Genomic DNA, 21,553 nt, shown 5'->3' with positions numbered 1-21,553 from the left:
GGTTATCATGAGAATCGAAATTAAAATTCTAAGAGGTAGGCGGCAAGGTAATACCTTTGAATTGCCAGTAATTGATTTTAAAGAAAACTCAGAGATATTCGTACTTGAAGATGAAGTATTAGAATTATCTTTTTATAGTGACAAGTTTTATGACAAAATAACCTTGGCGCTGCATGAGAACGAAATAGCACCAACTTTAGTTGAGGATTACAATGGCGCATGGGTTTATAAATGGTTACCCAAAAGGACAGGTGCGTATGCGCAAGAATGTTTTTTCCATAATTACTATGGTATAGCTGAGTTATCTTTAGAGTTATTTTATGAGGGTAAAAGTGAGATAGTTAATTTTAATCCTTTGGAAGTCTTAGCTAAGAAAATAAATGCTGAACGCGTAGAAAAAATGCTTTCTTTTTTGGCAAAAACAGACAGTGAGGCTTTGTGTTCGTTTTTTAGAGTTACTCGTCGCAAGGCTGGTTATCAAGATGGAGACACTCCCGTTGATATACTACTTGAGCAAGTGGAAAACACAGTTGAAAAAACATCTTCTTTAATAAAAAAACTTGTCAATGCTCCAATAACAAAACTATCAAATAGAGAAAAGTACGTTTATCCTAATGATAGTACAAACGTCGATGACTTAACACTCTCATGGCTATGCAATAATGCAGATGAACTTTTTGAAGTTGATTGTATAGATAGCGCTATATTAGAGTTTAATAATTGTTTCTATGGGGTGAAAAAACTAATAGAATTACAAGCAATTGAGGATTCAGATGTATATGAAAACCAAGTACTACACGGATTTATAAATACATTAATACACACAACATCAATGTTACTTTCAGGATTCGAATTTCCTGAAAAGAAAACACAGAAATTTCATGGTGGTCCAGACGGTTATTTAAGTTTCTTCAGCCAAATTCAAAAATTTCAAAAAAACATTAATGCAAGAAAAGTAGAAAAATGCAAAAGCATTTTATCCACATTACACTCCGTTAAAAAACTGATGTCTGAAAAAATACCTTCCAAAAAGGCAGTAACTGGCATCCCTATATTTACAATGAAGGCTAAAAAAGAATCAATATATCTCTCTATATTTAGAAAAATAGTTGACTGGTATAGGTTCGGAAGACCAGACTGGAGTGTCCAAGACGAATTACTATCAATCCAAAGCATTCCTAAGCTATTCGAATACTATACTCTTTTTTATATTAAGAGCATTCTAGATCATCACTTTTCCTTTAAGTCATTACCTGAAAACAATAATGGTTTCATGCTATTTGAATTCCCTATAAAGCAAGAGTTAAAATTAAGTTTCCTATATGAGCCAAAATATTGGATGGCGAGGCATTCACTAGCTGACCTGAGAGGCCTTGTTAATTCAGAAGGTTGGACTATCTATAATGGGAAAGTATCTAAACGCTCAAGCTCAGGAAAAAACTCAAATCGTTCTCCTGACTATGTCATAAAAATCAGTAATGCACTTAACAACGAAAGGTATGTTATTCTAGATGCAAAATATACGACTACAGATAAAGCCTTCACGCATTACCTCCCCGATTTAACGCTGAAGTATATACATGGACTCAACTTAATATCCAAAACTCACAATCCTATAATTGGATTAATGATTATCAATCCGGATAATAACCCTCAAGTCAGAGATTTTCATAATAGTGTTTTTGAACTTTTCTCCGATACTCCAGCAATGCCATTTCTACAGTGTGCAACTATAACACCAGGGGAGGAGTTTAGGAGTAATAACAAATTTGAGAATTCATTGTTAAAAATGTTAGAGCTAACTGAAATTCAGTTAAAAAAAGACATCGGGAATAGTTATCAACAAATTACATTGCGAGCTTAATATATTATACATTGGAATTTATACAACTAGTTTCATTAATGAATACGCTGCTTCAAATGATTATAGTTGGAAACTCCTTCTCCATGCCTTAATCAAGTTAAGGAGGGAGATTCATGTCGTTAGGAGAAGGTTTGAGATGGATATCGAAAAATCGCCATGGTGATCACCGGCCGCGCCGCCAATCCGGCGATCGTTGAGCAACTGCGTCAACAGGGCGTTGAAGTGCTGCTGGTGTGACAAAACCACACCCTTGTTCTGGTCTTAAACGCCGCAGAGTTGGTTACAATAGCGGCGTCCCCCAATTACGAGGCAGTCAGCAGTATGGAACAGTTCGAAGCGATCAACGTTGAGCAAGCGTACGCCCGCTGGAAAGAGGGCAGCGCCGCCCTGGTCGACATCCGCGATCCGCAAAGTTTTGAAGCCGGGCATACGCCTGGCGCCTTTCACCTCACCAACGCCACCCTGTCGGCCTTTATGCAGCAAAACGACTTCGAGCGGCCGGTAATGGTGATGTGCTACCACGGCAACAGCAGCCGCAGCGCGGCGCAGTACCTGCTGCACCAGGGGTTCGACGCGGTCTACAGCATCGACGGCGGCTTCGAGGCCTGGGCCCGCCAGTATCCGCAAGACGTGGAAACCTCTGCCTGATTCCCTCCGCCCGCCGTGCATCGGCGGGCTTCCTCTTCGATTTTGTGCGCGTTTTCGCGGGTTTTTCGCAGATCCGTTTGCCAGCGCTCAGGATTTCGACGTTATAATCGGCCGTCAGGGTCGCCGGCGGGCAAGCCGCGGCCAAAATCATTCACTTACGACGGAAGAGCAATGGTTAGAGTAATCGCCGTATCCAACCCGCGCCTGGCGCTGGCCTTTGTCGACTATATGGCGACCCAGGGCATCCGGCTTGAGCTGCGCAACAGCGGCGAGGCGGCGGAAATCTGGCTGGCCGACGACGTTCACCTCGAGCAGGTGCAACACGAGCTGCAGCAGTTTCTGACCGATCCGCTCAACCGCCGTTATCAGGCCGCCAGTTGGCAGACCGGCCATACCGACGCCGGCCTGCACTATCAGAGCGAATCCTATCTGCACACCCTGCGCAGCAAGGCCGGGCCGCTGACGCTCGGCGTGATGGTGCTGTGCATCGCGGTCTATATTCTGATGCAGGCGCTGGGCGACGACACCGTGATGTACTGGCTCTCTTGGCCGCAAAACAGCAGCCAATACACGCAGCTGTGGCGCTGGGTCAGCCATGCGTTCCTGCACTTCTCCCTGCTGCATATTCTGTTTAACCTGATGTGGTGGTGGTATCTCGGCGGCCAGATGGAAAAACGCCTCGGCGCCAGCAAGCTGTTCGTGCTGGCGGTGGTGTCGGCCTTCTTCAGCGGCTGGGCGCAATCGCTGTTCAGCGGCGCGCTGTTCGGCGGGCTGTCGGGCGTGGTTTATGCGCTGATGGGCTATGTGTGGCTAACGGGTGAACGGGCGCCGGAGCGCGGCCTGATGCTGCCGCGCGGCCTGATGGCGTTCTCGGTGCTGTGGCTGGTGGCCGGATATTTCGATATTTTAGGAATGTCGATCGCCAACGCGGCACACGTAGCCGGTTTAGTGTTAGGGTTATTGATGGCATTTTGGGATACGCGCCATCGCGCACACAACGAACAATAACAGCCGGGAGCTGTGCCCAGCGGGCATAGCGGGCGTTTTAGGGGATTATCGTGAAGCAAACACAGCGTCATGACGCAATTATCGAGCTGGTGCGCCTGCAGGGTTACGTCAGCACGGAAGAGCTGGTCGAACATTTTGACGTCAGCCCGCAAACGATTCGCCGCGATTTGAATGACCTGGCCGACCAGAACAAGATCCAGCGTCACCACGGCGGCGCGGCGCTGCCTTCCAGCTCGGTCAACGCTGCCTATAACGATCGCAAGGTGATGTGGTCGGAAGAGAAGGCCCGCATCGCGCAGCGCGTCGCCAGCCAGATCCCGGACGGCGCCACGCTGTTCATCGATATCGGCACCACGCCGGAAGCGGTGGCCCACGCGCTGATGAACCACAAGAACCTGCGCGTGGTCACCAACAACCTCAACGTCGCCACCCTGCTGACCGCCAAGGAAGACTTCCGTCTGATCCTGGCCGGCGGCGAAGTGCGCACCCGCGACGGCGGCATCATGGGCGAAGCCACCCTGGACTTTATCTCCCAATTCCGCCTCGATTACGGCATTCTCGGCATCAGCGGCATCGATATGGACGGTTCGCTGCTCGAATTCGACTATCACGAAGTGCGCACCAAACGCGCGATTATCGAAAATTCCCGCTGCGTGATGCTGGTCACCGACCACTCCAAATTCGGCCGCAACGCCATGGTCAACCTGGGCAACATGAACCTGATCGACTACCTGTTTACCGACCAGCTGCCGCCGCCGAGCGTGATGAAAATCATCGAGCAGTACGACGTGCAGCTGGAGCTGTGCTGATCCGCCGTTAATCCGCGGGGCGCGCCGCCGCCCCGTTTCCCACCCCCGACGCCCCCTTTTCGACAGCCGTTTGCCCGCCCGCGCCATATCCTTATCATTTGTGTGCCTATCATCACCAAACTGTTACCTTTATCACGCCTAAATGTTTTTGTTTGGTTAAGTCTTGGCTTGCTTGTTGGTTTTTGATTACAATCATGAGCGAAAACGAACATGAAAGAGCTATTTCGAACATCTGGAGGAAGATGACGTGGAAACCAAAGACTTGATCGTTATCGGTGGCGGCATCAACGGTGCCGGCATCGCGGCGGATGCTGCCGGGCGCGGGCTGTCGGTACTGCTACTGGAAGCGCAAGACTTGGCCTGTGCTACGTCTTCCGCCAGTTCCAAACTGATCCACGGTGGCCTGCGCTACCTGGAACACTACGAATTCCGTTTGGTGAGCGAAGCGCTGGCCGAACGTGAAGTGCTGCTGAAGCTGGCGCCGCACATCGCGTTCCCAATGCGTTTCCGCCTGCCGCACCAGCCGCACCTGCGCCCGGCCTGGATGATCCGTATCGGCCTGTTCCTGTACGATCACCTGGGCAAACGCACCAGCCTGCCGGGCAGCAAGGGCTTGCGCTTTGGACCAGAGTCGGTGCTGAAGCCTGAATTGAAGCGCGGTTTCGAATATTCCGACTGCTGGGTCGACGATGCTCGCCTGGTGGTGCTGAACGCGCAGGAAGTGGAAAAACGCGGCGGCGAAGTGCGCACCCGCACCAAAGTGACCCGCGCATGGCGTGAAAACGGCATGTGGATGGTGGAAGCGGTCGATATCGACAGCGGCAAAACCTTCACCTGGCGCGCCAAAGGCCTGGTGAACGCAACCGGCCCGTGGGTGAAAAACTTCTTCGACGACGGTCTGAAGCTGAAATCGCCTTACGGCATCCGCCTGATCAAAGGCAGCCACATCGTGGTGCCGCGCGTACACGATCAGCCGCAGTCTTACATTCTGCAGAACGAAGACCACCGCATCGTGTTCGTGATCCCGTGGAATGACGAGTTCTCCATCATCGGCACCACCGACGTGGAGTACAAAGGCGATCCGAAGGACGTGAAGATCGACGAGAACGAAATCGCTTATCTGCTGAAAGTGTACAACGATCACTTCAAGAAGCAGCTGGGCCGCGACGACATCGTCTGGACTTACTCCGGCGTGCGTCCGCTGTGCGACGACGAATCCGATTCGCCGCAGGCGATCACCCGCGATTACACGCTGGACGTGCACGACGAACAAGGCAAGGCGCCGCTGCTGTCGGTCTTCGGCGGCAAGCTGACCACCTACCGCAAGCTGGCCGAGCACGCGATGGAAAAACTGGCCCACTACTACCCAGGCTGCGGCCCGGCGTGGACCAAGAACGCCACGCTGCCGGGCGGTGACATCGGCGGCGATCGCGACGGCTACGCAGCCAAATTGCGCCGCGCCCACGGCTGGTTGCCGGAAGCGCTGGCGCGCCGCTATGCCCGCACCTACGGTAGCCAGAGCGAGCTGATCCTGGCCGGCGCCAACGGCCTCGCCGATCTGGGCGAAGATTTCGGCCACGGTCTGTATGAAGCCGAACTGCGCTACCTGACCGAGAAAGAGTGGGTCGTAGAGCTGGACGACGCCATCTGGCGCCGCACCAAGCTGGGCATGTGGCTGGACGAAGCGCAGCAGGCGCGAGTGAAAGCCTGGCTGGCGGAACACGCGAAAACGAAAACGCTGTCTCTGGCTTCCTGAGCCGCAGCGTAACAAAGAAAGGGCCGGTTATCCGGCCCTTTTCTTTGCTCTTCCTCGCACGCTTTACAGCTTCACCGGCTGAATGTGCCAGATTTCGTCCGCATATTCCTGAATGGTGCGATCGGAGGAGAAGTAGCCCATGTTGGCGATATTCAGCACCGCGCGCCGCGTCCACTCGTCCTGATTGAGATACACCTCGTCCACCTTGTCCTGCGTGTCCACGTAGCTGCGGTAATCCGCCAACAGCTGATAGTGATCGCCGAGGTTGACCAGCGAGTCGAACAAATTGCCATAGCGTTTCGGCTCTTCCGGGCTGAACACGCCGGTGGCGATCTGCGTCAGCGCCTGATGCAGCTCCGGGTCTTGCTCATAGTACTGGCGCGGGTTGTAACCGTTGCGGCGCAGTTCCTCCACCTGCTCGGCGGTATTGCCGAAGATAAAGATATTCTCCTCCCCCACGTGCTCGCGCATCTCGACGTTGGCGCCGTCCAGCGTACCGATGGTCAGCGCGCCGTTCAGCGCGAACTTCATGTTGCTGGTGCCCGAGGCCTCGGTGCCCGCCAGCGAGATCTGTTCGGACAGATCCGCCGCCGGGATAATGATCTGCGCCAGGCTGACGCCGTAGTTCGGAATGAACACCACCTTCAGCTGGGTATGCACGCGCGGATCGTTGTTGATCACTTTGGCCACGTCGTTGATCAAGCGGATGATCTGTTTGGCGGCATAGTAGGCCGACGCCGCCTTGCCGGCGAAGATCACCACCCGCGGCACGCGCTCGATCTCCGGATCGTCCAGCAGACGGTTATACAGCGTGATGACGTGCAGCACGTTGAGCAGCTGCCGTTTGTACTCGTGGATGCGCTTGATCTGCACGTCGAACAGCGCATCCGGGTTGACCACCACGTTGAGCGTTTTGGCGATGTACAGCGCCAGCCGCTCCTTGTTCTGCCGCTTGGCGCGCTGCACCGCCTGCAGGAAACTCGGGTAATCGACGTTGGCTTTGATCTCGCTCAGCTGGCTGAGATCGGTGCGCCAGGTTTGGCCGATGCAGTCGTCCAACACCGCCGCCAGCGGCGGGTTGGCCAGCGCCAGCCAACGGCGCGGCGTCACCCCGTTGGTTTTGTTGCAGAAACGATTGGGGAACAGCCGGGCGAAGTCGGCGAACAGCGACTGCACCATCAGTTCGGAATGCAGGGCGGAAACGCCGTTGACCTTGTGGCTGGCCACCACCGCCAGCCACGCCATGCGCACCCGGCGGCCATTGGTTTCGTCGATGATCGAGACCCGCGCCAGCAGGTCGTTGTCGCCCGGCGCCACTTCCTGCACCATCTTGAGGAAGTGATCGTTGATTTCGAAAATCAGCTGCAGATGGCGCGGCAAGATGCGGCCAATCATGTCCAGCGGCCAGGTCTCCAGCGCCTCGCTCATCAGCGTGTGGTTGGTGTAAGAAAATACCTGCTCCACCACTTCCCAGGCGTCGAGCCACTTGAATTTGTGCTCGTCGATCAGCCGGTGCATCAGCTCGGGAATCGACAAGACCGGGTGAGTGTCGTTGAGGTGAATGGCGATCTTGTCCGCCAGGTTGTCGAAGGTTTTGTGCATCAGCCAATGGCGGTTGAGGATGTCCTGCACCGTCGCCGACACCAGGAAATACTCCTGCCGCAGCCGCAGCTCACGCCCGGAGGAGGTCGAGTCGTCCGGATACAGCACGCGCGACACGTTCTCCGAGTGGTTTTTATCCTCCACCGCGGCGAAATAATCGCCCTGGTTGAACTTGCCGAGGTTGATCTCGTTACTGGCCTGCGCGCCCCACAGCCGCAGGGTGTTGGTGGCGTCGGTGTCGAAACCGGGGATCACCTGATCGTAGGCGATGGCCACGACCTCTTCGGTCTCCAGCCAGCGCGCCTTGGCGCCCTCCTGCTGCACGCGGCCGCCGAAGCGCACCTTGTAGCGGGTGTTGTGGCGCGGAAACTCCCACGGATTGCCGTACTCCAGCCAGTAGTCCGGCGACTCCATCTGTTGGCCGTTGACGATATTCTGCTTGAACATGCCGTACTCGTAGCGAATGCCGTAGCCGCGCCCCGGCAGCGCCAGCGTCGCCAGCGAATCGAGGAAGCAGGCCGCCAGGCGGCCCAGACCGCCGTTGCCGAGGCCAGGGTCGTTCTCTTCTTCCAGCAGTTCACCCAGGCTCAACCCCATTTCGTTCAGCGCGTTGTCGATATCCTGATAGATGCCCATCGACAGCAGCGCGTTCGACAGGGTGCGGCCGATCAGAAACTCCATCGACAGGTAATACACCTGCCGCACGTCCTGCGACAGCTGGGCGCGGTTGGAACGCAGCCAGCGTTCAACCATGCGATCGCGCACCGCGAACAGCACGGCGTTCAGCCAGTCGTGCCGGTTGGCGATGGCCGGATCCTTGCCGACGATAAACATCAGCTTATAGGCGATGGAGTGTTTCAGCGCTTCCACACTGACCGTAGGTGAGGTGTAACTAAACGGTGAAGTCATGGCTTTTTAATCCCTTGTAGGGAGCCCAGCCATTCGCCGCGGAATAGCGGGCTCCGCTGAACATGGACGCGGCACGCCGCGCCCCGACAATCAACCCAAACGGCTGCCCGCCGCGCGTCAACCCGAGACGCGAAACGCGGGCTACAAACGTTGATAAAGCGATAAATACTCTTTCGCCGCCACCGGCCAGCCGAAGTCCACGCTCATGGCGTGGCGCTGAACGTGGCGCCAGTGTTTCGGCCGGCTCCACAGCACCATGGCGCGGCGGATGGCGTTGCCCAGCGCGACGGCGTCGCAATCGTCGAACACGAAGCCGCTGGCGGTGCCGTCGGCCAGGTTCTCCAGCGCGCAGTCCACCACCGTGTCCGCCAGCCCGCCGGTGCGGCGCACCAGCGGCAGCGTGCCGTATTTCAGGCCGTAGAGCTGCGTCAGGCCGCAGGGCTCGAAGCGGCTCGGCACCAGAATCACGTCGGCGCCGCCGATGATGCGGTGGGAGAAGGATTCGTGATAGCCGATCTGCACCCCAACCTGCTCGGGATAATCGGCGGCGGCGGCCAGAAACGCCTGTTGCAGCACCGCATCGCCGGCACCCAGCAGCGCCAGCTGCCCGCCCTGCGCCAGCAGTTCAGGCAGTGCCTGCAGCACCAGATCCAGGCCTTTTTGGCTGGTCAATCGGCTCACCACCGCGAACACCGGCAGCGATTCATCCACCTTCAGCCCCATGGCCTTTTGCAGATGCAGCTTGTTTTTGACCTTGCTTTTCAGATCGTCGGCGTCGTAGCGGGCGCTCAGCCGCGGGTCGCGGGCCGGATCCCAAATGTTGTCGTCCACCCCGTTGAGGATGCCGCTCAGCCTGCCCTGCCGCTGCCGCTCCTGCAGCAGCCCCTCCATGCCGTAGCCGAACTCCGGCCGGGTGATCTCGCGCGCATAGGTCGGGCTGACGGCGGTCACGTGGTCGGCATAAAACAGCCCGGCCTTGAGGAACGACATCTGGCCGTAGAACTCCAGGCCATAAACATCGTAAAACGACGCCGGCAGCCACAGCTCGGTCACGTGATGGGCAGAGAACAGCCCTTGATAGGCCAGGTTGTGCACCGTAAACACCGAGCGCGCCGGGTGGCCGTTGGCGGCCAGATAGGCGCAGCTCAGGCCGGCGTGCCAGTCGTGGGCATGCACCAGCTGCGGCCGCCAGTAGCGATCCAGCCCCTTGGCCAGCTCGCAGGCCATCCAGCCCAGCAGCGCAAAGCGGCGGTGGTTGTCGGGATAGGCGTACATGGACTGATCGTGGTACGGGCTGCCCGGCCGGTCATACAGCCAGGGCGCATCGATGAGATAGATGCCCACGCCATGGTAGGTGCCGTAACGCAGGCCGACCCGGCCGGCGAACGAGTCGATTTCCGCCACCAGCGAGGTGTCGGGGATGCCGTTGCGTACGTCAGGGAAAGCGGGCAATAGCACCCGAACATCGGCGCCTTCGGCGATTTGCGCCGCCGGCAGCGCGCCAACCACGTCTGCGAGTCCGCCCGTTTTCAGCAGGGGGAACATTTCAGAACATACGTGTAAGACCTGCATTATCACTCCTGAAAGTCGGCCGAAGGCCTCTGGATAAGAAATAAAGCAGGCTTGCCGCTGTTATGCGTGCCGCGTTGCGCAAGCCATCGAACCGTTCATCAGGCGGCAGGCTATCGTTCTGCCGCCCACGTTAACTCACAATTTTGACAACATTTCGCGCGTCACCAGCACGATGCCGCCTTCCGAGCGATAAAAACGCTTGCTGTCCTCATCGGCGTTTTCCCCGATCACCATGCCTTCCGGAATGTGGCAGGCGCGGTCGATGATGCAGCGCCGCAGGCGGCAGGAACGGCCGACGTTCACGTCCGGCAACAATACGGTAGAGTCGATGGTGCAGAACGAGTTCACTCGCACGCGCGGGAACAGCACCGAATGCACCACCACCGAGCCCGAGACGATACAGCCGCCGGACACCAGCGAGTTCATGGTCATGCCGTGGCTGCCGGAGCGATCCTGCACGAACTTGGCCGGCGGCAGCGGCTCCATGTGGGTGCGGATCGGCCAGGCGCGGTCGTACATGTCCAGCTCCGGCGTCACCGACGCCAGATCGAGGTTGGCGCGCCAGTAGGCGTCCAGCGTGCCCACATCGCGCCAGTACGGCGGCAGATCGGGGTTGGAGGTCACGCAGGACAAGGTAAACGGATGCGCCCACGCCGCCTGCTGCGCGGTGATTTTCGGGATCAGATCCTTGCCGAAATCGTGGCTGGAGCCGGGGGTCGACATATCCTCTTCCAGCAGTTGGAAAAGGTAGGCGGCATTAAAAATATAGATGCCCATGCTGGCCAGCGACATATCCGGGTTGCCCGGCATCGCCGGCGGGTTGGCGGGTTTCTCCAGAAACTCGATGATGCGGTCGCTTTCATCCACTTTCATTACGCCGAATTCGCCGGCTTCGCTGCGCGGCACCGGCAGGCAGGCCACGGTGCACTGGGCGCCCTTCTCGACGTGGTCTATCAGCATGCGCGAGTAATCCATCTTGTAGATATGGTCGCCCGCCAGGATCACCACGTATTCGGCCTCATAGCGGCGAATGATGTCCAGGTTCTGATACACCGCGTCGGCGGTGCCTTTGTACCAATGCTCGGTGCTGAGGCGCTGCTGGGCCGGCAGCAGATCGACGAACTCGTTCATCTCCTCGTTGAGAAACGACCAGCCGCGCTGAATGTGCTGCACCAGCGTGTGCGACTGGTATTGGGTGATCACGCCGATGCGGCGAATGCCGGAGTTCAGGCAGTTCGACAGGGCGAAATCGATGATGCGGAACTTGCCGCCAAAGTGGACGGCGGGCTTGGCGCGGGTGGAGGTCAAATCTTTCAGGCGCGAGCCGCGGCCGCCGGCCAGGATCAGCGCTACGGATTTAATCGGCAGCTGGCGCGCCAACATCAGGGGGTCTTTATTTTCAAACCTAACCATAGCGGACTCCTTTTATTATTTCCGTACCAGAACGCAAAGCGAGCGCGCGGCCTGGTGCCAGGCGGGTAACACCGCCCGTGAGTCTTCCTGAGTGAACGGGGCGACAACCTGCCAATCGCCTTCCGGCAACCTCATCTCCACCGTTTGCGGCGTGGCGTTGACCAGCAGCAGCCAGCGCTGCGACAGCAGGATCTGCATGAGCAGATCGCCTTGCTCCCACTGCTGCGCGTCGAGCGGCTGCCCTTGCGCATTCAGCCACTGCACGTTGCCGTCGTCCTGCTGCCACCAGCGGTCCTGTTGCAACGCGGGGATCTGGCGGCGCAGCGCGATCAGCGCCGCGACGTAATCGGTCAACGCGTCATCCGCCGTGGCCCAATCGAGCCAGGTGGTGGCGTTGTCCTGACAATAGGCGTTGTTGTTCCCCTGCTGGCTGTGTCCCTGTTCATCGCCGGCTAGCAGCATCGGCGTTCCCTGGGACAGCAACAGCGTGGCGAGCATCGCCCGCTGGCTGGCCCTGCGGCGTTGCACAATGGCGTCGTCGGCGACCAGGCCTTCCACGCCGTGGTTGTTGCTGAAATTGCGATCGCTGCCGTCACGGTTGCCTTCGCCGTTCGGCTGGTTGTGTTTCTCGTTGAAGCTGACCACGTCCTGCAGGGTAAAACCGTCATGGGCGGTCAGCATGTTGACGGTGGCGTAAGGCGCCCGCCCGCGCTGGTTGTACAGATCGCTGGAGGCGGCGAAACGCCGGGCGAACTGGCCGAGCGACACGCCGCTCTGCAGCCAGAAACGGCGCATGTCGTCGCGATAATGGTCGTTCCATTCGGCGAAGCGGCCGGGGAACGCCCCCACCTGATAGCCGCCGGGGCCAACGTCCCAGGGTTCGGCGATCAGCTTGCAGCGCGACAGCACATCGTCCGCCAGCATCGCCTGGAACAGCGGCGCATCGCGATCGAATCCCGGCGTGCGGCCGAGCACGCTGCCCAGATCGAAGCGGAAACCGTCGACGTGGCACTCCCGTACCCAAAAACGCAGGCAATCCATCACCCAGGCCACGCCCTGCGGCTGATCGAGCCGCAGGGTGTTGCCGCAGCCGGTGTCGTTGACGTAGTCACCTTCCGGCGTCAGCCAGTAGTAGCTCTGGTTATCGATGCCGCTCAGCGACAGCATCGGCCCGTCCCTATCCAGCTCGGCGCTGTGGTTGAACACCACGTCGAGGATCACCTCGATGCCGGCTTGGTGCAGCGCCTTGACCGCATCGCGAAATTCGTTCAGCGGCGTGCCGTCGGTGCTCAGGCTGGCGTAGCGGTTGTCCGGCGCATAGGGCGCCAGCACGTTATAGCCCCAGTAGTTGATCAGCCCCAGCCGCTGCAGCCGCGGTTCGGAGGTATGTTGCTGCACCGGCAGCAGTTCCAGCGCGGTGATGCCGAGGCGTTTGAAGTGGGCGATCATCACCGGGTGCCCCAGCGCGGCGAAACTGCCGCGCAGCGCCGGCGGGATCTTCGGGTGCAGCAGCGTCAGGCCGCGCACGTGCGCTTCGTAAATCACCGTCTGCCCCCAGGGCGTGGCGGGCGGGCGATCGTCCTGCCAGTCGTACTGTTCGTCCACCACCACGCATTTCGGCATCAGCTCGGCGCTGTCGTGCGGATCAGGCTGTTCGTAACCGCCGTGCAGGTGCGGGTGATCCGCCACCGGCCCCTCCACCGCGCGCGCGGCCGGATCGAGCGCCAGCTTGTTGGGGTTGAAACGCTGCCCGTTCGCCGGGTCGAACGGGCCGTAGACCCGGTAACCGTAACGTTGCCCCGGCCTGCCGCCCGGCAAATAGCCATGCCAGATATCGCCGCTGCGCGCCGGCAGCGGCAGGCGCACTTCGCGTTGCTGGCCGTCGAACAGGCACAGCTCCACCCGCTCGGCGTGCGCCGAGTACAGGGTAAAGTTGATGCCTTCGCCGTCGTAATGCGCGCCCAGCGGCGCGGCGAGGCCGGCCGTCAGCTCCGTCATGGCGCCTCCCGCAGCAGATAAATGGTCGCCAGCGGCGGCAGCGTCACGCAGATGGAAAAGTCGCGGCCGTGGCTGCCGACCGCTTCGGAAGAGACCCGCCCCTGATTGCCGGCGTTGCTGCCGTGATAGTGGTGCGAATCGGTATTGAGGATCTCGCGATAGTCGCCGGCGCGTGAGAGGCCGATGCGGTAGCGGTAGCGCGGCACCGGGGTAAAGTTGCTGATGGCGATCAGCTCATTGCCCTGCGAATCGTAGCGCGCGAACGCGAACACCGAGTTGTCGTGATCGTCGACCACCAGCCACTCGAAGCCGTCCGGGCGGTAGTCGCGCTCATACAGCGGCGCCTGCTGCCGGTAGCAGTGGTTCAGATCGCGTACCAGCCGCTGCACGCCGTTGTGCCAGTTATCCAGCCCCTCCAGCAAATGCCAGTCGAGGCTGGTATCGAAATTCCACTCGCGCCCCTGCGCGAACTCGCAGCCCATAAACAGCAGCTTTTTGCCCGGATGCGCCCACATAAACCCGTAATAGGCGCGCAGGTTGGCGAACTTTTGCCAGGCGTCGCCCGGCATGCGGTCGAGGATCGATTTTTTGCCGTGCACCACTTCATCGTGCGAGATAGGCAACACGAAGTTCTCGGTATAGGCATACAGCATCCCGAAGGTCATCTGGTTGTGGTGATACTTGCGGTGCACCGGATCGCACTTCATGTAATTGAGCGTGTCGTGCATCCAGCCGAGGTTCCACTTGTAGTGGAATCCCAGGCCGTTGGCGTCCGGCGGCAGGGTGACGCCGGGATAGTCGGTGGACTCCTCCGCCAATGTCACCGCGCCCGGCTGCGCCTGGCCGATGGTCTGGTTGGTATAACGCAGGAAGGCGATCGCCTCCAGGTTCTCGTTGCCGCCGTAGTAATTCGGCACCCACTCGCCGTCGGCGCGGCTGTAGTCGCGATAGATCATCGACGCCACCGCATCGACCCGCAGCGCATCGATACCGAAACGCTCCAGCCAATACAGCGCGTTGCCCGCCAGGTAGTTGCGCACCTCGTGGCGGCCGTAGTTGTAGATCAGCGTATTCCAGTCCTGGTGGTAGCCTTCGCGCGGATCGGCGTATTCATACAGCGCGGTGCCGTCAAAATTCGCCAGGCCGTAGGCGTCGCTCGGGAAATGCCCCGGCACCCAGTCGAGGATCACGTTGATGCCCGCCTCATGCGCCGCCGCCACGAACGCCCGGAAATCGGCCGGCGTGCCGAAGCGCCGGGTCGGCGCATACAGCCCCAGCGGCTGGTAGCCCCAGCTGCCGTCGAACGGGTGCTCGTTGATCGGCAGCAGCTCGATATGGGTGAATCCCATGTCCTTCACATAGTCGATAAGCTGCACCGCCAGCTCGCCGTAGCTGAGCCAGAAATGGTTGTCGGTGTGGCGGCGCCATGAGCCGAGATGCACCTCGTAGATGGCGATCGGCTGGTCAAAATCGTTGGCGCGGCGGCGCGCCTGCGTCGACGGCACCACCTCCGGCAGCGGCGCCACCAGCGAGGCGGTGTCCGGGCGCATCTGCGCCTCGAAGGCGTAAGGATCGGCTTTCAGCTGGGTATTGCCGTAGCAATCGACGATTTCATATTTGTACAGCTGACCGGCCCGCACGCCGGGCAGGAACAGCTCCCAGATGCCGTTTTCACGCCGCAGACGCATCGGATGGCGGCGGCCGTCCCAGAAGTTGAACACCCCCACCACCGAGACGCGCTGGGCGTTGGGCGCCCAAACGGCAAAGCTGACGCCGTCGACGTCATCCAACGTGGCGAGGTGAGCCCCCAGGCGTTCATAGGGGCGCAGGTGCGTGCCCTCGGCCAATAGCCAGCTGTCGATGTCCTGCAGCAGCGGGCCGAACCGATAGGGATCGTCGATGGTCTGTTGATGATCGCGCCAGCTGACCTGCAGCTGATAGCGGAAAGGATTTTTGCGCCGCGGCACCACGGCGCTGAAGAAGCCGCGCGGATCGTCGCAGTTCAACTGCACCAGCCGCCGGCCGGTTTGCTGTTCCACCAGCCAGACTGCGCCAGCGTCCGGCAGCAGCGCGCGCACCTGCAGACCGTTATCGGTCGCATGCATGCCAAGCAGAGCAAAGGGGTCGGCGTAATGGCCGGAGATGATCTGATCAATCACGTCACGATCGGGAAGTACAGGCATAGTCTTCTTCCTTAGATTAACAGCATGATCTAAGCACGGCTTGTTGGTTATTCCTTGGCCGTTTTGGTCATCATGCAATGCATTCGGTATCCAAAGCGTGATTGCGGTCGGTTATTGACCAATCTTTACTCTGCCGACCTGAATTTCGCTCTTTATGCTTATTTTTAGAAATATTTCAGTCATGGTGAAAAATTGTTCGCCCATGCGTTAAGCATAGCCAATGTCTGTTAAAAACTGCTCAGCATTGCTCAGGAAAATTCTTCATTAAGAAAACTGCCAGCCTGGCGGCGCCGGCATGCGGCGGCCGACGAGGAGATATGCGGGGTACAGCTCATTGAAGCAGGGCTTGCGATGACGTTGCCCGACGCGGACGCGGCAAACAAAAAAGCGGAAAATAAGGCTTTAGGGGGCTGAAAGTAGCCAGCCCCCAGGAAGTGCGGGTTTACAGCAGAATACGCAGCATGCGGCGCAGCGGCTCGGCCGCGCCCCACAGCAGCTGGTCGCCCACGGTGAACGCCGACAGGTACTCCGGCCCCATATTCAGCTTGCGCAGACGGCCGACCGGCGTATTCAGCGTGCCGGTCACCGCCGCCGGCGTCAGTTCGCGCATGGTCAGCTCACGGTCGTTCGGGATCACGCGCACCCAGTCGTTGTGCGTCGCCAGCATCTGCTCGATTTCCGGCAGCGACACGTCTTTTTTCAGCTTCAGGGTGAACGCCTGGCTGTGGCAGCGCAGCGCGCCGACGCGCACGCACAGGCCATCGACCGGGATCACGCTGCCGGTGTTCAGAATCTTGTTGGTTTCCGCCTGGCCTTTCCACTCTTCGCGGCTCTGGCCGTTGTCGAGCTGCTTGTCGATCCACGGGATCAGGCTGCCGGCCAGCGGCACGCCGAAGTTATCGGTCGGCAGTTTGCCGCTGCGGGTGGCCTCGGTCACCTTGCGCTCGATATCCAGAATGGCGGAAGCCGGATCCTGCAGCTCTTTCGCCACGTCGGCATGCAGCATGCCCATCTGGGTCAGCAGTTCGCGCATGTGGCGCGCGCCGCCGCCGGAGGCCGCCTGATAAGTGGCGACCGACGCCCACTCCACCAGATCGTTGGCGAACAGGCCGCCGAGCGACATCAGCATCAGGCTGACGGTGCAGTTGCCGCCGACGAAGGTTTTGATGCCGTTGTCCAGGCCCTGCTGAATCACCGCGTGGTTGACCGGATCCAGGATGATGATGGCGTCGTCCTGCATGCGCAGCGAAGAGGCCGCGTCGATCCAGTACCCCTGCCAACCGCTGGCGCGCAGCTTAGGATAAACTTCGTTGGTATAATCGCCGCCCTGACAGGTAATAATGATATCGAGCGCGCTCAGCGCGTCGATATCATACGCATCCTGCAGCGTGCCCTGCTGGCCGCCGAAGGCCGGCGCGGCGGAACCGTGCTGCGAGGTGGAGAAGAAGACCGGGCGAATGGCGTCGAAATCGCGCTCTTCCGTCATGCGTTGCATGAGAACCGAGCCGACCATTCCGCGCCAACCGATGAAACCAACGTTTTTCATAATATCTGTGTCCCGCCCGGATAAGGGCTTATGTAGGTGATAACGAGTTGTGTGCAATATCTCCTCACCTTACAAAATGTCGGCGCGGGCGCAAAGTGAATTTATTCGATGGCTGGGGATTTCTCAGCAATCCTTCTTATAGGCAAGGACGCGGCCGGAAAGGCCGAGGCGTTTTCCCGATCACGAGGTCACCATGACAGAGATGATTTCCGCTACGGTATTGCTGTTTTTAATTATGGATCCGCTGGGCAACCTGCCGATTTTCATGTCGGTGCTCAAGCATCTGGAACCGCGCCGCCGCCGGGTAGTGCTGATCCGCGAGCTACTGATCGCCCTGCTGCTGATGCTGATCTTCCTGTTCGCCGGCGAGAAAATTCTGGCGTTCCTCAACCTGCGCACCGAAACCGTCTCCATTTCCGGCGGCATCATTCTGTTTCTGATCGCCATCAAGATGATTTTCCCCACGCAGGAGGGCAACAGCTCCGGGCTGTCCGCCGGCGAAGAACCCTTCCTGGTGCCGCTGGCGATCCCGCTGGTGGCCGGGCCGTCTATTCTGGCGGCGCTGATGCTGCTGTCGCACCAGTATCCGCACCAGCTGCCCCATCTGGTGGCGGCGCTGTTGATCGCCTGGGGCCTCTCTGCGGCCATTTTGCTGATGTCGAACCTGTTCCTGCGCCTGCTGGGCAGCAAAGGCGTTAGCGCGCTGGAACGGTTGATGGGGCTGATTCTGGTGATGCTGTCGACCCAGATGTTTCTGGACGGCATACGGGCTTACATGAAGCTATAGGCGCCTGGCGGCGCCGACGACGGCCCGCGCTCAGCGGGCGGTGATGCGGTTGATGCAGGCGAGCGTGTCAGCGACCACGCCGTCCAGCGGCTGGTTGATGTCGATCGCCTGCACATCCGGCTCCTGCTCGCCCGGCTCTTCCAGCGTGGCGAACTGCGAAACCAGCATCTGCGGTTTGAAGAAGTGGCCCTTGCGCTGTTTCAGACGCTCCTCAATCACCGTCTTGTCTCCTTTCAGGTAGAGGAAATGCAGGTTGCGATTGCCTTCGCGCAGGCGGTCGCGATAGCTTTTTTTCAGCGCCGAACACACCAGCAGCGACACCGGATTGGTGCGTTGCATGGCGAAGATGGCGTCGTTCAAGGCCGCCAGCCACGGGGCGCGATCGTTGTCGTCCAGCGCGTGCCCGGCGGCCATTTTGTTGATGTTGGCGCGCGGGTGCAGGTAATCGCCGTCCAGCATGGCGGCATCGGCCTCGTGGGCGACGGCGCTGGCCACGGCGGATTTGCCGCTGCCGGATACGCCCATCAGGATAAATACGTGATTCTGTGGATTACTCATTGTGTCATGCCCTTATGGGAACTGGCGCGAGCGCGCCAAATGCGTCCCGACTGATAAAGATACTCTGGAACGCCGACGCCCCGCAGGGCGCCGGATAAAGATTATACGACCGTCGCCAGCAGCAGGCAGCCCACCAGGCCGCACACCGAGATGATGGTTTCCAGCACCGACCAGGATTTGATGGTTTCCATGATGCTCAGGTTGAAGTACTCCTTGAACAGCCAGAAGCCCGGATCGTTAACGTGCGAGAAGATAACGCTGCCGGAACCGACCGCAATCACCATCAGCTCAGGGCTGACGCCGGTGGTGGCGATCAGCGGGGCGACGATGCCGCCGGCGGTGATCGCCGCCACTGTGGCGGAACCCAGCGCCAGACGCAGCGCGGCGGCGATCGACCAGGCCATCAGAATCGGCGAAACGTTGCTGCCTTCCATCAGGCCGGCGATGTACTGCTCGACGCCGCTGTCCACCAGCACCTGCTTGAAGGCGCCGCCGCCGCCGATGATCAACAGCATCATGGCGATGATTTTAATCGAATCGGTGATGGTGCCCATCACTTCATCCATGGTGCGGCCGCGGTTCAGGCCGAAGGTGAAGATGGCGATCAGCACGGCGATCAGGGTCGCCATCACCGGGTCGCCGAAGAACTCGGCGAAGCGCAGCAGGCTGTGGCCCTTCGGCAACACCATTTCAGCGACCGCGCGCAGTGCCATCAGGATCACCGGCACCAGCGACGTGGCGACGCTGACGCCAAAGCTCGGCATCTCCGCTTCGGTAAAGGTTTTCGGGTTGTACAGGCCTTCCGGCACCGGCTTGTCGATGCCTTTCAGGAAGCGGGCATAAACCGGGCCGGCCAGGATCACCGTCGGGATCGCCAGCAGCGTGCCGTACAGCAGGGTTTTACCCATATCGGCATGGAAGATGGTGGCGATGGCGGTCGGGCCCGGGTGCGGCGGCAGGAAGCCGTGGGTCACCGACAGCGCGGCGGCCATCGGCACGCCGACGTACAGCAGCGGGATGCGCGCGGAAGCGGCGATGGTGAACACCAGCGGCAGCAGCAGCACGAAGCCCACTTCGTAGAACAGCGCGAAGCCGACGGTGAAGCCGGTCAGCACCACCGCCCATTGAATGTGTTTTCTGCCGAACTTGTCGATCAGCGTGGTGGCGATGCGCTGCGCGCCGCCGCAGTCCGCCAGCAGCTTGCCGAGCATGGCGCCGAAGCCCATGATCAACGCCAGGCTGCCCAACGTGCCGCCCACGCCGGCCTTGATGGAGCCGATGACTTTATCGACCGGCATGCCCTGTGCGATCCCGACCGCCAGGGCAACCAGCACCAGAGAGATAAAGCCGTTCAGCTTGAAGCGGATCATCAGCAGCAGCAGCAGCGCTACGCCGCCTGCAACAATCACTAATGGCATAATTTTTCTCCAACCTTTTATCGCGACTCTCTTTACGATAGGCGTAAAGCGTGCGGTTGTTTTATTTTTAGGCTCTTTCCCGGTGTTATAAGAAGAGCTGTAGGTGTTGTTGAGTCAGAGGTTCAGTCTTGCAGCAAGATAACCGCACACTCGTTGTTACCGGTATCATGATACCGGTAACAACATGAGCGCCGGAACCGGGTAAGCGGCTAAAATTCGCGTTCTGGGACAGAGATCAAACTTATGCCGGCAACGAGCGGCGGGCTTACAGGCGGGATAACCCGCGCGCCTCAGGGCGCGCTGCAAAAAGAAAGGGTGTTAAAACAGAACGTTAAAATGGCTCAGATACTGCCGCCGGGGATCACGGTGAAACCGACGTCCACCATGCGCGGGCACACCGTTTCGCCGCGCAGCCGGGCCAGCAAGCGCTCGGCACCGATCTGCCCCATGCGTTCGCGCGGTGTCAGCACGCTGGCCAGCTTCGGCACCATCACCTGGCCGATATCATGGCCGTGGAAACCGGCGATCGCCATGTCCTGCGGGATCGACAGCCCCTGCCGCTGGCACTCGAAGGCCGCGCCGATCGCCAGGTCATCGTTGGTGCAGAAGATACTGTCGATCTGCGGGTAGTCGCGCTGCGCCTGGCGCAGCAGCTCACCGCCGGCGGAATAGGAGGAGGAGCGTGCGGTCATGATGCTGTACGGCTCCAGGCCGGATTCGCGCATCGCCTGCTCATACCCCTGCTGTTTGATGATGGTACGTTCATCCTGTCGGGCGCCGAAATAGACCACGTGACGGTGGCCGTGCGCGATGATCTGCTGGGTCATCTGGCGCGCCGCCTCGAAGTTGTTGAAGCCCACCGCCAGATCGATGCACGGCGAGACGCAGTCCATCAGCTCCACCACCGGAATGCCCGCCACCTCGATCATTTTCAGGGTGCGTGGCGTGTGATGGCGCTCAGACAGGATCAGGCCGTCGATATTGTAAGAAAGCAGCGAAGTCAGACGCTCTTCTTCACGCTCCGGCAGGTAGCCATAGTGCGCCAGCATGGTCTGGTAGTTGTGCGCGTCGGTGACGCTTTCGATGCCGCGCAGCACTTCGGCGAACACCTGGTTGGTCAGCGACGGCAACAGCACGCCAATCGCCCGGCTGGTGGCGTTGGAGAGGATGTCCGGCGCGCGGTTGGGGATGTAACCCAACTCATCCAGCGCGACGGCGATTTTTTGCTGCAGGGCGGCAGAAACCTGGTCGGGATTGCGCAGATAACGGCTCACCGTCATCTTGGTCACGCCCACCTTGTCCGCCACATCCTGGAGTACCGGCCGTTTTTTCTTCATTATCAATGAACTGACTAACCGTGAATGGGCAGTCATTTTAGCAAAAAAAACGGCGGGCCGATATTGTCGGTTATGCGACGGCCAACAGAACTCACAGATTCTCCGCGCCAAGCGGAAACCGATAACCGCTACGTGCACTTCATCA

General features: G+C 59.1%; 15 protein-coding genes. 6 read left to right on the top strand and 9 right to left on the bottom strand.

Annotated elements, in window-relative coordinates:
- Positions 1 to 7: 7 nt before the first annotated feature.
- From ACJ8IM_RS18975 to glpD, 5 genes are all read left to right on the top strand, one after another.
- Positions 8 to 1,864 (top strand): hypothetical protein, encoded by a 1,857-nt coding sequence (locus ACJ8IM_RS18975; protein WP_051917665.1) that lies wholly within the window; start codon positions 8 to 10, stop codon positions 1,862 to 1,864.
- A gap of 321 nt (positions 1,865 to 2,185) precedes the next feature.
- A complete protein-coding gene (gene glpE, locus ACJ8IM_RS18970; protein ID WP_019455180.1) occupies positions 2,186 to 2,512 on the top strand; it encodes a thiosulfate sulfurtransferase GlpE in 327 nt (108 codons plus the stop codon).
- Between the two features lie 171 nt (positions 2,513 to 2,683).
- Positions 2,684 to 3,520 carry a rhomboid family intramembrane serine protease GlpG gene (gene glpG / locus ACJ8IM_RS18965; protein ID WP_033655245.1) on the top strand — a complete coding sequence of 279 codons (837 nt, stop codon included), beginning with the start codon at positions 2,684 to 2,686 and terminating at the stop codon, positions 3,518 to 3,520.
- Positions 3,521 to 3,570: 50 nt separating this feature from the next.
- Positions 3,571 to 4,329: a DeoR/GlpR family transcriptional regulator gene (locus tag ACJ8IM_RS18960; protein WP_004930797.1), complete on the top strand. Its 759-nt coding sequence runs from the start codon at positions 3,571 to 3,573 to the stop codon at positions 4,327 to 4,329.
- 247 nt (positions 4,330 to 4,576) lie between these two features.
- Positions 4,577 to 6,085 (top strand): glycerol-3-phosphate dehydrogenase, encoded by a 1,509-nt coding sequence (gene glpD / locus ACJ8IM_RS18955; RefSeq protein ID WP_033654445.1) that lies wholly within the window; start codon positions 4,577 to 4,579, stop codon positions 6,083 to 6,085.
- A 63-nt stretch (positions 6,086 to 6,148) separates the two neighbouring features.
- Here glpD and glgP read toward each other — a convergent pair whose 3' ends face one another.
- The 6 genes from glgP to asd all read right to left on the bottom strand — a co-directional run bounded on the left by glgP (position 6,149) and on the right by asd (position 17,308).
- On the bottom strand, positions 6,149 to 8,596 hold the full coding sequence (gene glgP, locus ACJ8IM_RS18950; RefSeq protein ID WP_033636332.1) for a glycogen phosphorylase: 2,448 nt from the start codon (positions 8,594 to 8,596) through the stop codon (positions 6,149 to 6,151).
- A 141-nt stretch (positions 8,597 to 8,737) separates the two neighbouring features.
- Entirely contained in the window at positions 8,738 to 10,168 is a 1,431-nt protein-coding gene (glgA, locus tag ACJ8IM_RS18945; RefSeq protein ID WP_033636333.1) for a glycogen synthase GlgA, read from the bottom strand.
- 135 nt (positions 10,169 to 10,303) lie between these two features.
- The gene (gene glgC, locus ACJ8IM_RS18940) at positions 10,304 to 11,581 is read right to left on the bottom strand and encodes a glucose-1-phosphate adenylyltransferase (RefSeq protein WP_033636334.1); all 1,278 of its coding nucleotides are present in this window, start codon (positions 11,579 to 11,581) and stop codon (positions 10,304 to 10,306) included.
- 15 nt (positions 11,582 to 11,596) lie between these two features.
- Positions 11,597 to 13,579: a glycogen debranching protein GlgX gene (gene glgX, locus ACJ8IM_RS18935; protein ID WP_033654447.1), complete on the bottom strand. Its 1,983-nt coding sequence runs from the start codon at positions 13,577 to 13,579 to the stop codon at positions 11,597 to 11,599.
- Positions 13,576 to 15,762, bottom strand: a complete 2,187-nt coding sequence (gene glgB / locus ACJ8IM_RS18930) for a 1,4-alpha-glucan branching protein GlgB (protein WP_033654448.1) — start codon at positions 15,760 to 15,762, stop codon at positions 13,576 to 13,578. Before glgB ends, glgX begins: the two co-directional genes overlap by 4 nt.
- Positions 15,763 to 16,204: 442 nt before the next feature.
- Positions 16,205 to 17,308 carry an aspartate-semialdehyde dehydrogenase gene (gene asd / locus ACJ8IM_RS18925; protein WP_033636337.1) on the bottom strand — a complete coding sequence of 368 codons (1,104 nt, stop codon included), beginning with the start codon at positions 17,306 to 17,308 and terminating at the stop codon, positions 16,205 to 16,207.
- A 193-nt stretch (positions 17,309 to 17,501) separates the two neighbouring features.
- Between asd and ACJ8IM_RS18920 the strand changes: the two genes are divergently transcribed.
- A complete protein-coding gene (locus tag ACJ8IM_RS18920; protein ID WP_033654449.1) occupies positions 17,502 to 18,095 on the top strand; it encodes a YhgN family NAAT transporter in 594 nt (197 codons plus the stop codon).
- A 30-nt stretch (positions 18,096 to 18,125) separates the two neighbouring features.
- On the opposite strand, the gene gntK is transcribed toward ACJ8IM_RS18920, so the two are convergent.
- From gntK to gntR, 3 genes are all read right to left on the bottom strand, one after another.
- Complete coding sequence (gntK, locus tag ACJ8IM_RS18915) at positions 18,126 to 18,653, bottom strand: gluconokinase (protein WP_033636338.1); 528 nt, start codon at positions 18,651 to 18,653, stop codon at positions 18,126 to 18,128.
- A gap of 101 nt (positions 18,654 to 18,754) precedes the next feature.
- Positions 18,755 to 20,071 carry a gluconate transporter gene (gntT, locus tag ACJ8IM_RS18910; RefSeq protein ID WP_033636339.1) on the bottom strand — a complete coding sequence of 439 codons (1,317 nt, stop codon included), beginning with the start codon at positions 20,069 to 20,071 and terminating at the stop codon, positions 18,755 to 18,757.
- A gap of 341 nt (positions 20,072 to 20,412) precedes the next feature.
- Complete coding sequence (gene gntR, locus ACJ8IM_RS18905) at positions 20,413 to 21,408, bottom strand: gluconate operon transcriptional repressor GntR (protein ID WP_004930833.1); 996 nt, start codon at positions 21,406 to 21,408, stop codon at positions 20,413 to 20,415.
- Positions 21,409 to 21,553 lie beyond the last annotated feature (145 nt).

Origin of the sequence: Serratia sp. CY33525, from assembly GCF_052169115.1 — a bacterium.
Lineage (GTDB): Bacteria > Pseudomonadota > Gammaproteobacteria > Enterobacterales > Enterobacteriaceae > Serratia > Serratia sarumanii.
Note: the sequence above shows the minus strand (reverse complement) of the source record. Positions and strands in the feature narration are given on the sequence as shown.